Raw genomic sequence first — 14,541 nt, 5'->3', positions numbered from 1 at the left:
TTCGCGCTCCGCTACTTCACAACTTTGGCCGCTACAGCCAATAACTTTTGTGGGTCAAAGGGCTTCACCATCCAACCGGTGGCGCCGGCAGCTCGACCTTTGGACTTCATGTCATCACTGGCCTCGGTAGTGAGTACCAAGATAGGCGTACGCTTGTAGTTAGCAGACTGGCGTAATGATTTGATCAACGTCAGACCATCCATGCGCGGCATGTTCTGATCGGTCAACACACAATCAAATGACTGACGCTGACTTAAATCCAAAGCCTCCTGGCCATCTTTTGCTGCGGTAACTTGATAGCCCGCCGTTTTCAAAGTGTGTTCGACCATCTGCCGGATAGAAGCGGAATCATCGACTATTAAAAAGTGTTTACTCATTAGAATCCTGCCCTATTAAGGATAGTGTTGACCGGGCGACATTACCCGGCGGATCTACGACGAAGTCAGAAGACAACGCCCGAATTAACCCAATACCACGGCCAGACAAACCGTTAAGTTTGCTTATGGCTGACTCTTTACCAAAATAACCATCGCCACTGTCTTTAACTTCAATGTTCAGCTGGTTATCAACCATCGACAGACAGACTTGAATCCAATCATCATCAGACAAGTTTTCAATCGCAGTCTGCCGAGCATTCAAATAAAGCTCAAAGTCCTCAATTTTCAAATTTGAGGACACACCAAGACAACCATGATCAAATGCATTATTAACAAGCTCCGCTATTACAGTGTAGGCGCGCTGTTGAGTTTCTAATGACACCAACCAGCGGCGCAGTACCTTGTTCGCCATCTCCATGATTGAATCGGCCGACAACGCTTTTCCTTTAAGGCAGTATTGCCATTTTGAATGCCCAGGAGTGTATTGTGTCTGGTTGGGTACACGGACTAATCTTGCGATAGCCTCCTCTGGGACCCAGCTCATCAAGCTGACATCATCATCAAGATTTTCATCGTCGGTGTGATGAGTTAAAAGCTCAAGACAGTGATAAATAAGCTGACCGGGTGTTGACAGCTCAACGACCCGCTCAAGCTCTTGTTGACTCAGAGGTTCGCCAATACTGTTTCTCTGTTCAACCAATCCATCACTGTAGGCAACTAAGTGCCCGGTATTGGGAATGGAAAAGGTTTCTACCATGCCATCAAATGCATCCTTATCCAGAATGCCCAATGGCAGATGACGAGAAGCAAAACGTTGCACAATTCCCTTGTCTGGATCAACCCATAGAGCAGGCGGCATACCGCCATTCCAAACATCTAATGTCCGCCGATGGGGGTCCATTTCGAACAAAATTGCGGCGACAAATCGATCATCCGGGGATTCTTCGTTCACTTTTCGATTGATTTCCCGAGCGATGAGTCCTAACGAAAAACCTTTTACCACCATGGTATGCATCACGGTCAAAACCGGCATCATGGTCAGAGCAGCGGCCAAACCATGCCCGGTAGCATCCGCCATTAGTCCAAAACAATGACCATTTGGACCGATGCAGGTCATCACCATATCACCCGAAAACAACGAGTGTGGCTGAATGTAGGATTCCAGCCCTTCGATATCGTCGTGAAAGCTTTGATGAAGGTGTTGATAGATAAAACGAGCCATTTGCTGTTCATTGTCCATCTGACTCAACATCAAGTTCATGGAGATCTGGTTGGCGACTGCTTTTTGCTTGAGCCGATGACTCTCCAGAATTTTCCGTACTTTGATCAAAAGCAATGGCAATGGTTTGGGTTTTCGTAAAAAATCCACAATACCTAAGGAGTAGCATTCCTCTACGTAGTGTTGCTCGTCACTTTCGCTGATCATAATTATCGCGGGGTCGGTTTCATGAGGCTGATCATGAAACCATCGTAAGACATCAATGCCTTCCCCATCGCCAAGTTGATTATCAAGCAAAATCAGATCGTATTGACGGTCTGTCAGAAACTGGTAGGCGTCCTGACAACTATGAGCCTGATCGATCACTATACCGATCTCTGCTAACACTTCTGACATAGACGTGCTTAGCGAAGGATCATCCTCAATGATCAACATGTGCTCGACACTTTGCTGATTCAGCATGAACTTACTCCATTGGAATCAGCTTCTGGATATTAGCGAGCTTTAACAAATCGTACGCGACGCCTTTAGCTCCCCGAATACAGACGGTCTTGTTTGCATCTTTTGCTTTTTTGTACATCATGTTGATCATGCCAATCGCTGAGCTGTCCAGATAAACCACCGTCGAAAAGTCGAGAACCAAGCGGGTTACCGAGCCGTTCCCTAACGCTTTTTGATAGTCATCCGTGAACGTTTGATAATGATTAAAATCAAACCGCTCTGGCAGCTTGAGAGCTATGTCGCCTTTGGCCATGCCTTATCCTCTTTTAAAAAAGATCCACATCCCCACCGGAATCGCTTTGCCCTTTCACTGGTGAGTGCCGATAGTCATCCAGTTCCTGTATCCATTCACTAAGGGTTTGTTCATCCAAACCCGGTTTTAGTTCAGGAAGTACATTCATTAACAATGTTAGACGTTCGCTTTGGTATTCCAGCGTCTGTCGACTGATGTCACCAAACTGCAATCCCTGAACGGCTTCATTTGAGGCATCTGTCAAACCTTCTGCGACGCGCTGAATATCTTCGGTCGCCTTTTCATCGTTGTTCGCTTTTTCCATCAAGGCATTGATGGCCTTTTCGACATCGGCTTTGGCATTCAGAATAAAGTTCATATCACTTGAGGCGGCATTGCCGATGCGCGAACGCAATTGGGAAACATCGGAACGGATCGAATTTATTTCTTTGTGAATCAGGCCGCTAAACTCAGCTGCGCGTTTTGATAACGCACGCACTTCATCAGCCACAACCGAGAACCCACGCCCATGTTCCCCTGCACGGGCGGCTTCAATGGCTGCGTTTAACGCCAACAGATTAGTTTGATCTGATATCTGGTCAATGTCTTCCAGCGCTTTCTCAATGGTGGGCATTTTGCTTTCCATTGATGAAACGACTTCAACCAATTCCATCATCTCTGTACTGTTTTTTATGGTTGCGGTCACAAACTTATCCATCGTTTGGGATGTACGGAAGGCAAATGTCTGCATGCTTGTATGCAATGAATCCGTTCGACCTTCACCAATATCGACTTGAAACTCCAGTATTCGATAGATCAGCCCCTTTTGTTCATCTAACAAACGGTGAATGGTTTGGAATGACGAGACAAGACGGTCGATCTCCAACTCCTGAGATTGATTGAGCTCGTTAAGAACGGATTGGTGTTCCATCAACTCTTCATTCATCCTCTCGAGCGCAGGCTCGAGTGAGTCAAGTGAGTTTATGCCCTCACTATCAATGATCAGTTCAGAACTCTGAGAACTTTTTGCTTTTAGATAATACAGAGAGGTGCCGACACCCAAGCCGGTTAACAAAGGTAAGATGACAACAGGCAGCCAGGGACTCAGCACAGTTAGCAATAGTACGACGAATACAGTAGGCCAATACGTCCTAAGACTCGTCGCCCAAGATTGTAGTTTTTGCCCTATTCCTATAGCCAAATTTAAATCCTCTTTTAACTCAATGGCCACGTCTGCTGGACCTTTAACACCTCAATATGGCAAAGGCTAGACGGCAGTCTTAAGTTTCGCCAGCGATGGCCTTACACCAATATCATCGGCCATCGCCATGCGAACTTAATCGGGTTGATCGCCAGCGGTGATGTTCGACCAGTGTAATAAAAACGCACAGACAATAAGGAACAGAGTTCGAAAACTTCACTGACCACTTTGTTTACTTCGGGTAGGTTCAGGTTGTCGAGTCAGCCTTCCCACTTCATAACCCACGGCAGTAGCAAAGCCTTTCGACTGCACTATAGTTAATCGTTGTTCGGCCGACACAAACCGGTATATACAAAAGTATGAGTCAAAATGTGGATGTGAATGCTCCCTTGCGGTCTGACCAGGCTCGCCAAACCTTAGCAGCGACGACCATCGCAAGGTCATTGTTTCAGGCACAGATTAAAGCCCGTTCTCTGTCGGTGTCGTCAAAGAACCTGTCAGTGGTCGCTGTACGAATCGGTGAGGATGCTGCGGGATTAGCGGTCCTGGCCTCTTTTTACGATGAGCTTGCTAAGGGCACAATACGATTGGCCAACCGTATCGGAGAGCTGACTGCAGACATTGCCCGACTGGCGGTGCGCCAGTGGCAACTGGCCTTGGTCGATCAACATCTGAAAAAAGCCATGGAATCGATGCAGCGGGATCGCACTCAGCTGATTGACGAAAAGCGCTCGACCTTTGTACAGGATGAAAAAAGCATGCAGGTTGAGTTCAATGCTTTGATGAAGAAGTTGGAGAGTATGCTGGACGAGATGAAACAACAGACCCAGGTCATTAACGTCATCGCGGTTAACTCGAAACTGGAAGCAACCCGGGTCACCACCAGTCGAGGCACGTTAAACAGCATGGCGAAAGACATCGAGTCAACAACGCAAGTGGTCATTGAACTCATCGAGGCCGCGCAACACAGCCTGTACTCATTTCAGTCCGGGAGAATGCTATGAAATCCCACACGCTTTACAGTGAAGGTGACCACCAATGGATCATGTTCGGTCGGGACGCGTCCAAACAAGATCGCATTATCGATACAAATCAGTACGCGATCATCAGTCAGGGGAAAGCGATCCTTCTCGATCCTGGTGGCATAGAACTGTTTGCGCCCATGCTGGCTGGCATCGTAAAGCACTTTTCGCTGGATCAGATCGAACATCTGTTTGCCTCTCACCAGGACCCGGACATCATTTCGTCACTGGGCCTGTGGGATCAGCTACTGGACAATGTGACATTGCACAGCCCATGGATCTGGGAAGGCTTTATCCGGCACTTTGGTATGCAAAACACAACTTATCGAGCGCTACCGGATGATGGGGATACCTTATCGCTGGGTGGCATCGAACTGCATTTTATCCCGGCGCACTACCTGCACTCCTCCGGGAACTTCAATGTTTATGATCCGAAGGCCAAAATTCTGTTTTCCGGCGATCTGGGAGCGGCACTTGAATCCGTTGATGCTCCGCTCTTTGTCGAGGATTTCGACGCCCATATCGACAAAATGAAATACTTTCATCAGCGCTGGATGCCATCTGAACGGGCGAAACAAAACTGGATCGCCCGGGTACGAGATCTGGATGTTGACTACATGGCCCCTCAACACGGCCGGTTGTTCACACGCGAAGCATTTCACCAGTTTCTGGATTGGTTCAGTGACTTAAAAATTGGTATCGCCGTGCCCTGATATAAGGATATCGAATCTATGGACCACACCGTCTTAACAGATTACGTCAATGCCATGTTCAGTGGGCAACCAGAGCCTTTACTCGAGCCGCTCAAATCGGCGGCCGTGCCTGCGCATCAGGCCATGACACCCTGCTTCATAACACCAAAGAACCAATCGGAGCGAGCACTGGCACTATGGACCATGCTGTCTCTGGCCAACGCTGTCCCACACGGCCGTCTTAAGCAGCGGCTGCTCACGGAAGCACGACGTCATCTTGAGATTTTCAACTCAGATCGTAGATCATAATTCGGGGTCAGGGTACAGACTCTTCATTGCGCAGTGTTAATACCTCAAAACCCCGGGCCGTTACGGCAATGGTGTGTTCCCATTGAGCTGAGAGCTTTTTATCGCTGGTCACGACCGTCCATCCGTCTTTTTTAGTTTTTATTTTAGCTTTACCCTGATTCACCATGGGTTCAATCGTGAATGTCATGCCTTCTTTAAGCACCAGACCTTGCCCTCGTCGGCCATAATGCACCACAGAAGGCTCTTCGTGCATCTCACGGCCAATGCCGTGCCCGCAATATTCACGAACAATGCTGAATCCATGTTTTTGTGCGTGTGTCTGAATGGCATAACCAACATCGCCCAGCGTTGCGCCGGGCTTAACGGTTTTAATGCCTGCCCACATGGCTTCATAGGTAATATCGACCAGTCGCCGGGCATTGGGCATAACATCGCCGATTAAGTACATTTTACTGGAGTCGGCAATGTAGCCGCCCTTCTCCAACGTAATATCCAGATTAACAATGTCACCTGATTTTAAAATCTGGGTATCAGACGGGACGCCGTGGCATACCACATGGTTCAGTGAACTGTTGAGCACATAAGCATAACCATACTGCCCTTTGCTGGCCGGGCGAGCATCCAGTTCATCGATGATGTAACGCTCAACCAGATCGTTAATCGCCATAGTCGACATGCCAGCTTTGACGACCGAATCCAGGTAATCGAAGACAGAAGCCAGCAGCTTTCCCGACTGACGCATGATGGCCAGTTCCGCCTCACTTTTCAGCTTAACCTGTGGCACGAGTCTGCCCTTCAACATCGACGTCCGCTTGCTTTAGCTGCTCGCGAACAATGTCAGTAAACGACAAGGTCGGGTTCGCTTCGGCCAGCATCCCGATCTTCATCCAGAACTCCGCCTGTGCATTAATTGAGCGAACCATGACCGCACTGGCTTTGCGAACTTCTTCATGCAGCTCATCATTTATTTTAACAATACCCATACATTGGCACCCATATGATTTATATATGAATCATATACAAACCATTTATCGCGCACAAGGCATTAATCTGGCACACAGAAAAGCGCCGAACGGTTATCCGTTTGAGGAGGGCTTGCGAAAGGAGAAGGGTTTGGTAACGAGGTGCAAGGCCTGCGACGATAGCCGAATGTCGCCACAAGCCTTTGTTTACTTTAGCAAAGCGCTGGGCTGATCAGGCCTCAGACTTAAACCGCAACAGGGTCCATGACGCTGCAGGCAGTTCAAATGCGAACTGTTCACCTGGCTGAACATCAATCGGTTTCTGCGTCGGGCAGATATTATCCGGATGTTCAAACGTATTGCCGGCAAACGGATCATCGCCCGCCAGCACCTGATGGTCTATCAGCTGCAAGCGACCGAAGCTTTCCAGGTTGAGCTGATAATCAACCGAGTCGTCTTGGTGGGTATTCAAAACAAAATGCGCCAACTCACCGGTACTGTCATCAAAGGTCGTCAGCGCTGTCAGTGCCGGCACACTGCCCAGATTCTTCGTGGTAACTTGTTCGCAGGTGAGTTGACTTCGGTACGCCACACCTCTGGCAAAATTGCTCACCTGTTGAAATGGGTAATAAGTGGTGTGCTTGAGTACCGCGCCATTCGGCGCAGTATGGATGGGCGCCAATGCATTCACCAGCTGAGCTAAACAGGCCATTTTCACCCGATCCGCATTGTTCACGATGGTCGTCAACAACCCACCAACGACCAGCGCGTCAAGCAGGGTGTACTCATCTTCGGCAATACTCGGTGCCCATTCCCAGCGTTTACAATCCATGTTCTGTCGATACCAGACGTTCCACTCATCCAGACTCAACATCATGACTTTGTCGCTGCGCTTAACCGCCCGAACGTAATCGGCCGTGGCTTTAACGGTCGTGATAAACTCATTCAAATCATAAAACGATGCCAAGAAGTCGGTCTGACTTCCCTCGTACTCGTAATAACGATGCAATGAAATATAGTCGACTTCGTCATAACAGGCTTCCAACACAATACGATCCCATTCCGGGAACGTCGGCATGTCCCGGGAAGAACTGCCACAGGCAACCAACTCAATCGAAGGATCAACCCACTTCAATATTTTCGCCGTTTCCCGGGCTTTTTTCCCATAGTCTTCCGCCGACATGGCACAGGTTTGCCAGGGACCATCCATCTCATTGCCGAGACACCAGGTTTTAAAGTTATGCGGTTGCTCATAACCGTGTTCTCGGCGCAGATCACTCCAGGTCGTCCCCTGCGCTATGTTGCAATACTCCAGCAGGTAACCCGCTTCCTGTGGTGTACCGGTGCCCAGGTTCACAGCGATCATGCCAGAAGTTCCGGCTTTCTTTGCCCAATCGGCAAACTCATTAATGCCAAACTGGTTTGTTTCAATTGAAAACCAGGCGTAATCCAATCGAGTCGGGCGCTGCTCTTTCGGACCAATGCCATCTTTCCAATCATAACCCGATACAAAGTTACCACCGGGGTATCGAACGATCGGCACATTTAAGTCTGAAATAGCTTGCAGGACGTCTTCCCGAAACCCCTGATCATCGGCAGTGCCATGCTCAGGTTCATAGATACCGGTGTAAACCGCACGGCCCATGTGCTCAATAAAGGAGCCATAAATTCGAGGATCGATCTCAGAAATGGCTTGTTGACGATGTACTCTACAGCTTGCGGTTTTCATAAATGCGTTTCCCAATATTGCTTACCCCGGGATGAAGTAACTCACCGATAATCAGGGTTTTCGGATGATTAAAAACTGATGGTAACGAGACCCATTATAAAAACGGCGTACGGTCGCAGCCTATGCAGAAACCTGCTGGAAACCGGTGATGGCAGGTTGCAAAACACAACCTGCCGCTACGGAAAACGGGTATTAAGCGATCAGGAAAAACGATTGGATGGCCTGTTTTACAGGCCATTGAGAGAGCTGAGCAACAAACCTCAGCTCAGCGACGTGTCAGTACCGCCATTGTCAAAGATACGGAGCAGATCAGTCGTTGCTCGGTGTCTTCTATGTCAATCTGCCAGACCTGCGTGGTTCGCCCAAGATGACGTGCTCTGGCACTGGCGATAACCGTTCCTTCGGTAACGCCCCGGATATGGTTGGCTTGAATGGACTGGCCCACACAGTATTGATCATCGCTCACACATAGGTTTGCAGCCATACTGCCGACAGTTTCTGCCAACAAAACCGAAGCGCCACCATGCAACAAGCCAAACGGCTGACGAGTTCGATGATCCACAGGCATCGTGGCTTTGATCGTGTCCGGCGAATCGGAGGGTACAAAGAGAATGCCCAGATGTTCTACGGCGCATCCGGCCGATTGCTCGTTCAGACTGTCCGGATCGGTCGGTTTTTTCCATGACATACCAATACCTCTGTTAATCACTCAGTGTTTAACCCGCTAAGGTACGGAGCATTAAGCCAAAAATAAATGAGAAAAAAGATATGTTGTCGTGTCGCAGACTGATGACAAAGTCATCACCGGTATCGAGACGATGAAAAGGTAGCTTTCAAATGGACGTCGAAAACATGGCGGTCCGGCGTTCCGGTGTTTTCGTCGAGCGTATCAGGTGGTCCGGCATTCCGGCGATACTTGCAGCGGTCCATTTTAAAGCTACCTTTTTGTCGGCGGCGTTTATCAACAAACTAAGACATGTTGTCATGTCGTTACTTATCGCGCCAGATGGCGACCGCAAATCCGAGAAAACTGACGACACCCAGAAATAAAAGAAAAACAAAGAAATGTTCGGAGAAAATGGGAATCAAGCGCCAGTCTCATAATAGTCATTTTGACAATATAAGAATTTTAACAGAGTCCCTCTTTGACGCCAATGTCTTTACATTGACCCTGCGCCGGACGCGACTGTGTTTATCGTTAATCTGAAGAGGAAGATTCGGATTGACTGTCGAGCGTTAACACGTACTTACGGTAATCAGGTTTTCCCTGCGCAATCCAATCCCGACAGAAGGCTTTAACGCTCTCAGGCATTGGTCGCCAGCCATTGATGAAAGCAGTTACGTCATGGCGAGAATTCACCTGTTTACAGGAGACAAACGTCATTGGGCTGACATTCATACGCAGCAGTTGAAACATCAACTCGTGGGTGTCTTTAGGCATGCTTTCGGCTCATTCGAAAAAGCCGCATTTTAAAAACTTTCAGGCGATCAAAAAATGATCTGCCGCAGGAACGCAGTCAATCAGGCTACGCAGTCATCCGGATCAGTGCATTGCGGAGCCTGGCAACTCCGATTGCTCCTGAGCAAAACGCTGCTGCAGTTGTTCCACTTCAGTGAACAAAACCTGATGCAATGCCTCCAAGCTGTCACACAAGCCTTCGACACTGCGCTCACCGGTTGTAAAGGCATAGCGTATCTGATCGCCATAAATTTCAACGGTGAAGTGCCCAACCCAGAGACTGAAGCGGAGAATGTCGTCCGTCATCTGAGGCTCCAGCGAAATCTGAGGATCCAATGACAGGACCAGCTGCACAATGTCTTCCATCGGGGTGTTAGGTCTGACCATGGTTACTCTCTCCCGACAACGGTCAACAACAGCTTAGGCCACCGACCGGGGGTCGGCCAGTGGTCTGTGTTCAGCGAAAGTCAGAATGCTAACGCGAGCTCCGTACCCTGCTTAATCGCGCGTTTAGCATCCAGCTCGGCGGCCACATCGGCACCACCAATCAGATGAACCTGAACCTGATTCGCTTCCAGTTCTGCCTGCAGCGCTCGTTGCGGTTCCTGTCCGGCACATACCACGATGTTGTCGACGTTCAGGACACGTTCTTCGTCACCGATCCGGATATGCAGCCCTTCATCATCAATTTTTTCGTAGCTGACACCGTTTAACATCTGGACCTGCTTGTGTTTCAGTGCCGTTCGATGAATCCAGCCTGTCGTTTTACCGAGTCCGGCACCGACCTTTGATGTTTTTCGTTGCAGCAACGTAATCTCGCGTGCCGGCGGAGTCACGCTGGGTTTGGTCAAGCCACCCGGGGTCTGCACGCGGGTATCAACGCCCCACTCCTGCAGAAATGCATCCACACTTTGAGGTTCATCGGGTGTGTCGTGCACCAAATACTCGGCCGCATCAAAACCAATCCCGCCGGCACCGATGATGGCCACCTTCTGGCCCACCGGCTTCTTGTCGCGCAGTACATCAAGGTAACTGAGTACCTTCGCGTGGTCAGCGCCTGGAATGTTCAGATGACGAGGCACAATACCTGTGGCCAGTACGACCTGATCAAAACCATCCTGGATCAGATCCTGAGCGGTGACTTTACGGTTCAGAACGACTTCAACGCCCTGCTTTTTCAGTTGAACATCAAAATAACGCAGGGTTTCATAAAACTCCTCTTTCCCCGGAATCTGTTTGGCAATGTTAAACTGACCGCCGATGGCCGGGGCGGCATCGAATAAGGTCACCTGATGACCCCGCTCCGCAGCTGTTGAAGCAAACGCCATCCCTGCGGGACCGGCTCCGATAACCGCAACGCGTTTGGGTTCGGCCGCCGCGGTTTTAATCAAGCGGGTTTCATTACAGGCATAGGGGTTCACCAGGCAGGACACTTCGCCGCCACTGAACACATGATCCAAACAAGCCTGATTACAGGCAATGCAGGTGTTGATTTCTTCGGCACGGTTGGCCGCTGCCTTGTTGACAAAATCGGCATCCGCCAGCATTGGTCTCGCCATGGAAACCATATCCGCCTGTCCACCAGCGATTATGGCCTCACCCACTTCGGGCGTATTGATACGATTGGTGGTAATTAAGGGTACCGACAGTTCTTTTTTCATCTGTTCGGTGACGCGAACAAAGGTCGCACGCGGCACACAGGTCGCAATGGTCGGTACCCGAGCCTCATGCCAGCCAATACCGGTATTGATCAGTGTTGCCCCGGCTTTTTCAATCGCCTTGCCCAGTTGAACGACTTCTTCCCAGGTGCTGCCATCTTCCACCAGGTCCAGCATAGACAGTCGGTAAATGATGATGAACGACTCACCCACGGCTTCACGCACACGACGAACCACCTCAATTGGCAGACGGATACGGTTCTCATAACTGCCACCCCACTCATCGGTGCGGTGATTCGTTCGCTTACAGATAAACTGGTTAAGGAAGTACCCTTCCGAGCCCATGATTTCGACGCCATCGTACCCGGCTTTCTGCGCCAAGGTGGCGCACCGAACGAAATCCTGAATTTGCTTTTCGATCCCTTCTGCATCCAGTTCTTTCGGTTTAAACGGGTTAATCGGAGCCTGAATGGCCGACGGTGCGACCAAGTTGGGGTTATAGGCATAACGACCGGTATGCAGAATCTGCATACAGATTTTCGCGCCGTCCACTTCGTGTACGGCATCGGTCACCATTCGATGTTTTTCAACTTCGGCGTCATCGACCAGAATCGCGCCGCCCTGAACACCAACCCCTTCTATGTTCGGGCCAATGCCCCCGGTGACGATCAGACCCACGCCCCCTTCGGCCCGGGCTTTATAGTATGCCGCCTGCCGTTCAAAGCCTTGTGGGCGTTCTTCAAGCCCGGTATGCATCGACCCCATGAGCACGCGATTGCGCAGTTGCGTAAAGCCCAGATCGAGTGGTGCCAACAGATGAGAGTAAGGGGTATCGGCCATGTGATCTCCAAGTCATGATTATATTGTTATGGCGCTAACCATAGTCCGTGCGCTACATTGCGACAATATCCCTTAACAACAATAGAGTACCTTTATATGACTATGACGCTCGGGGATATTTCAGTCCGCTACGTCAATCTATTGCTGGAGTTCCTGACGCAACAGGGGCTGTCGACCACCGAGCTGAAAACCCAGTATCAGTTGTCCGACACGCTGTTGTCTCAGCCAGAAGGCCGCATCAGTATTCCCCGATTCATGCGTTTCGGCCACGACTGCATTCAGCTCAGCCGGTCGCCGCACATGGGTTTGCAGGTTGCCGGTCTGGCGCAACCGTCACTGCTCGGTTTAGCCGGGTTAAGTGCGGCCTGTGCGCCAAGTCTTGGTCAGGCCCTGGCCGACATCGCGCACGACGAACCCTTAAGCAGTAAAAACGTTCGCGGCCATTCCCGGTTTTACCGGGAGCAGAGTCGGGGCGTTGCGGAGTTTTACTCGCTCAGCCCTTACAATCAGTACAACAGCTTTATTGTCGACATGGCGCTGGCAGTGCAACTCATATTGGCTCGCCGACTGACGGGTCAGCGGCTGACACCGGTTGCCGTCGATATCGAGTTCCCGGCCCCATCGTATGCAAATCTTTATGCTGAAGTCTTTGAGTGCCCGGTTCGGTTTGAACAGCCCCGCAACGCGCTCACACTGCGCGCTGAAGATCTGTCACGGCCTTTGCGACAGTCCAATCGCGTTGCCTATGCAGAATGCCGGCAGCTGTGCGACCAGCAACTGGCCCGTATCAGCCGCTCCCTCAGCTTTCTGGATCAGGTCGCCGATGCCATCAGCCCCTTGTTACACACGCCGGACCTGACCATTCAGGCGGTCGCGGTACGGCTGGACTTGCCGGTTTGGACGCTGCAACGGAAACTGAAACAACAGGGAACCACCTTCACCCAGCTACTCGATAATACCCGTCGAGAACTGGCCTTGATTTACCTTCGTGATGAAGGTTACACCATTGGCGAAATTGCTTACCTGCTGGGCTTTACCTACCCCAATGCGTTTCAACGGGCATTCAAACGCTGGACAGGCGAGGCCCCCGGTGACTATCGACGTCGTAAGGCTCGAAACGATTCCTCCGAAGCTTATTGAGGTTAACCCGCGAATCGATACAATAGCGCCCCCTGCCCAACACCGAGGTCTCCATGAGCCAGGACAACATCATCCAAACCTTTAATGTTTCTGAAGGTCACGCCGTCGATGCGCCCGGCAATGTCGGCTTTATCAGCCTCGGTTGTCCCAAAAATACCGTCGATTCAGAACGCATCATTACTCAGTTGCGTGCCGAGGGTTACAACATCGTGCCCAGCTACAACAATGCCGATGTCGTCATCGTTAACACCTGTGGTTTCATCGACTCGGCAGTGCAGGAATCGCTCGATACCATCGGTGAGGCGCTGAACAAAAACGGTAAGGTACTGGTGACCGGATGCCTCGGCGCCAAAGAAGATGACATCCGGGAAGTACACCCTAATGTTCTCGCGGTGACCGGACCCCACGCCTACGATCATGTGGTCAAGCAGGTGCATGAGGTGGTCCCACCAAAACACGACCCCTTCACTTCACTGGTGCCCAAGGCAGGTGTGAAACTCACACCGAAGCATTACGCCTACCTGAAAATATCGGAAGGCTGTAATCATCGCTGCACCTTCTGCATTATTCCGTCGTTTCGCGGCGATCTGGTCAGTCGGCCGATCAGCCAGGTACTCAGTGAAGCGGAAAGCCTGGTTAACCATGGCACCAAAGAACTGTTGGTAATCTCACAGGACACCAGCGCCTATGGCGTCGATACCAAATACCGGGAAGACTTCTGGAAAGGCCGTGCGGTTAAAACCCGCATGAAAGAACTGTGTGAAGAGCTGGGCCAATTAGATGCCTGGGTTCGCATGCACTACGTGTATCCTTACCCTCATGTTGACGACATCATCCCATTGATGGCCGAAAACCGGATTCTGCCGTATCTCGATATACCGTTTCAGCACGCCAGTCCTTCCGTCTTAAAGAACATGAAGCGTCCGGCGCACGCAGAGAAAGTCCTCAACCGGATTCACCAATGGCGTGACATCTGCCCGGACATTACGCTGCGATCAACCTTTATTGTCGGCTTCCCTGGCGAGACTGAAGACGACTTTCAGATGCTGCTCGACTTCCTGGAAGAAGCACAACTGGACCGTGTCGGCGCATTCAAGTACTCGAATGTTGACGGTGCCCGTTCAGCTGCCCTGCCGGACACATGTCGACGAAGCGGTGAAACAGGAACGCTACGATCGCTTCATGGAAGTACAGCAGCGC

General features: G+C 50.5%; 16 protein-coding genes and 1 pseudogene. 6 read left to right on the top strand and 11 right to left on the bottom strand.

What is annotated here, in order from left to right:
* Positions 1-11 precede the first annotated feature (11 nt).
* From MED297_RS16455 to MED297_RS22740, 4 genes are read right to left on the bottom strand one after another with little or no spacing between them, the layout of a single operon-like run.
* Positions 12-377, bottom strand: a complete 366-nt coding sequence (locus tag MED297_RS16455; protein ID WP_008046943.1) for a response regulator — start codon at positions 375-377, stop codon at positions 12-14.
* On the bottom strand, positions 370-2,058 hold the full coding sequence (locus MED297_RS16450) for a fused response regulator/phosphatase (protein ID WP_008046941.1): 1,689 nt from the start codon (positions 2,056-2,058) through the stop codon (positions 370-372). Before MED297_RS16450 ends, MED297_RS16455 begins: the two co-directional genes overlap by 8 nt.
* Positions 2,059-2,062: 4 nt before the next feature.
* A complete protein-coding gene (locus MED297_RS16445; protein WP_008046940.1) occupies positions 2,063-2,350 on the bottom strand; it encodes an STAS domain-containing protein in 288 nt (95 codons plus the stop codon).
* Between the two features lie 13 nt (positions 2,351-2,363).
* Complete coding sequence (locus tag MED297_RS22740) at positions 2,364-3,002, bottom strand: methyl-accepting chemotaxis protein (protein ID WP_473965378.1); 639 nt, start codon at positions 3,000-3,002, stop codon at positions 2,364-2,366.
* A gap of 887 nt (positions 3,003-3,889) precedes the next feature.
* Here MED297_RS22740 and MED297_RS16435 point away from each other — a divergent pair.
* The 3 genes from MED297_RS16435 to MED297_RS16425 are packed head-to-tail and all read left to right on the top strand — an operon-like array spanning position 3,890 to position 5,553.
* Positions 3,890-4,534, top strand: coding sequence for a hypothetical protein (locus tag MED297_RS16435; RefSeq protein WP_008046938.1), 645 nt, complete (start codon positions 3,890-3,892; stop codon positions 4,532-4,534).
* Positions 4,531-5,265 (top strand): oxygen-binding di-iron domain-containing protein, encoded by a 735-nt coding sequence (locus tag MED297_RS16430; RefSeq protein ID WP_008046937.1) that lies wholly within the window; start codon positions 4,531-4,533, stop codon positions 5,263-5,265. The genes MED297_RS16435 and MED297_RS16430 overlap by 4 nt, the downstream gene beginning before the upstream one ends.
* An 18-nt stretch (positions 5,266-5,283) precedes the next feature.
* Positions 5,284-5,553, top strand: a complete 270-nt coding sequence (locus tag MED297_RS16425; RefSeq protein WP_008046936.1) for a hypothetical protein — start codon at positions 5,284-5,286, stop codon at positions 5,551-5,553.
* Positions 5,554-5,560: 7 nt separating this feature from the next.
* On the opposite strand, the gene map is transcribed toward MED297_RS16425, so the two are convergent.
* The 4 genes from map to MED297_RS16400 all read right to left on the bottom strand — a co-directional run bounded on the left by map (position 5,561) and on the right by MED297_RS16400 (position 8,932).
* Positions 5,561-6,337, bottom strand: coding sequence for a type I methionyl aminopeptidase (gene map, locus MED297_RS16420; protein WP_008046935.1), 777 nt, complete (start codon positions 6,335-6,337; stop codon positions 5,561-5,563).
* Complete coding sequence (locus tag MED297_RS16415; RefSeq protein ID WP_008046929.1) at positions 6,324-6,536, bottom strand: ParD-like family protein; 213 nt, start codon at positions 6,534-6,536, stop codon at positions 6,324-6,326. Before MED297_RS16415 ends, map begins: the two co-directional genes overlap by 14 nt.
* 211 nt (positions 6,537-6,747) lie before the next feature.
* A complete protein-coding gene (gene arfA / locus MED297_RS22650) occupies positions 6,748-8,244 on the bottom strand; it encodes an arabinosylfuranosidase ArfA (RefSeq protein WP_008046926.1) in 1,497 nt (498 codons plus the stop codon).
* A 265-nt stretch (positions 8,245-8,509) separates the two neighbouring features.
* Positions 8,510-8,932, bottom strand: coding sequence for a hotdog fold thioesterase (locus tag MED297_RS16400; protein ID WP_008046923.1), 423 nt, complete (start codon positions 8,930-8,932; stop codon positions 8,510-8,512).
* A gap of 149 nt (positions 8,933-9,081) precedes the next feature.
* Between MED297_RS16400 and MED297_RS22465 the strand changes: the two genes are divergently transcribed.
* The gene (locus MED297_RS22465; RefSeq protein ID WP_008046921.1) at positions 9,082-9,294 is read left to right on the top strand and encodes a hypothetical protein; all 213 of its coding nucleotides are present in this window, start codon (positions 9,082-9,084) and stop codon (positions 9,292-9,294) included.
* Positions 9,295-9,442: 148 nt separating this feature from the next.
* Here MED297_RS22465 and MED297_RS16390 read toward each other — a convergent pair whose 3' ends face one another.
* From MED297_RS16390 to MED297_RS16380, 3 genes are all read right to left on the bottom strand, one after another.
* Entirely contained in the window at positions 9,443-9,685 is a 243-nt protein-coding gene (locus MED297_RS16390) for a hypothetical protein (protein WP_008046916.1), read from the bottom strand.
* A gap of 102 nt (positions 9,686-9,787) precedes the next feature.
* Positions 9,788-10,090 (bottom strand): hypothetical protein, encoded by a 303-nt coding sequence (locus MED297_RS16385; protein WP_154650981.1) that lies wholly within the window; start codon positions 10,088-10,090, stop codon positions 9,788-9,790.
* An 80-nt stretch (positions 10,091-10,170) separates the two neighbouring features.
* Complete coding sequence (locus MED297_RS16380; RefSeq protein WP_008046914.1) at positions 10,171-12,201, bottom strand: NADPH-dependent 2,4-dienoyl-CoA reductase; 2,031 nt, start codon at positions 12,199-12,201, stop codon at positions 10,171-10,173.
* A gap of 96 nt (positions 12,202-12,297) precedes the next feature.
* Between MED297_RS16380 and MED297_RS16375 the strand changes: the two genes are divergently transcribed.
* Entirely contained in the window at positions 12,298-13,341 is a 1,044-nt protein-coding gene (locus MED297_RS16375; RefSeq protein ID WP_040557471.1) for an AraC family transcriptional regulator, read from the top strand.
* A gap of 53 nt (positions 13,342-13,394) precedes the next feature.
* Positions 13,395-14,541, top strand: a pseudogene (gene rimO / locus MED297_RS16370) (30S ribosomal protein S12 methylthiotransferase RimO); the annotation flags it as partial.

Source organism: Reinekea blandensis MED297 (assembly GCF_000153185.1).
Taxonomy (GTDB): Bacteria; Pseudomonadota; Gammaproteobacteria; order Pseudomonadales; family Natronospirillaceae; genus Reinekea; species Reinekea blandensis.
Note: the sequence above shows the minus strand (reverse complement) of the source record. Positions and strands in the feature narration are given on the sequence as shown.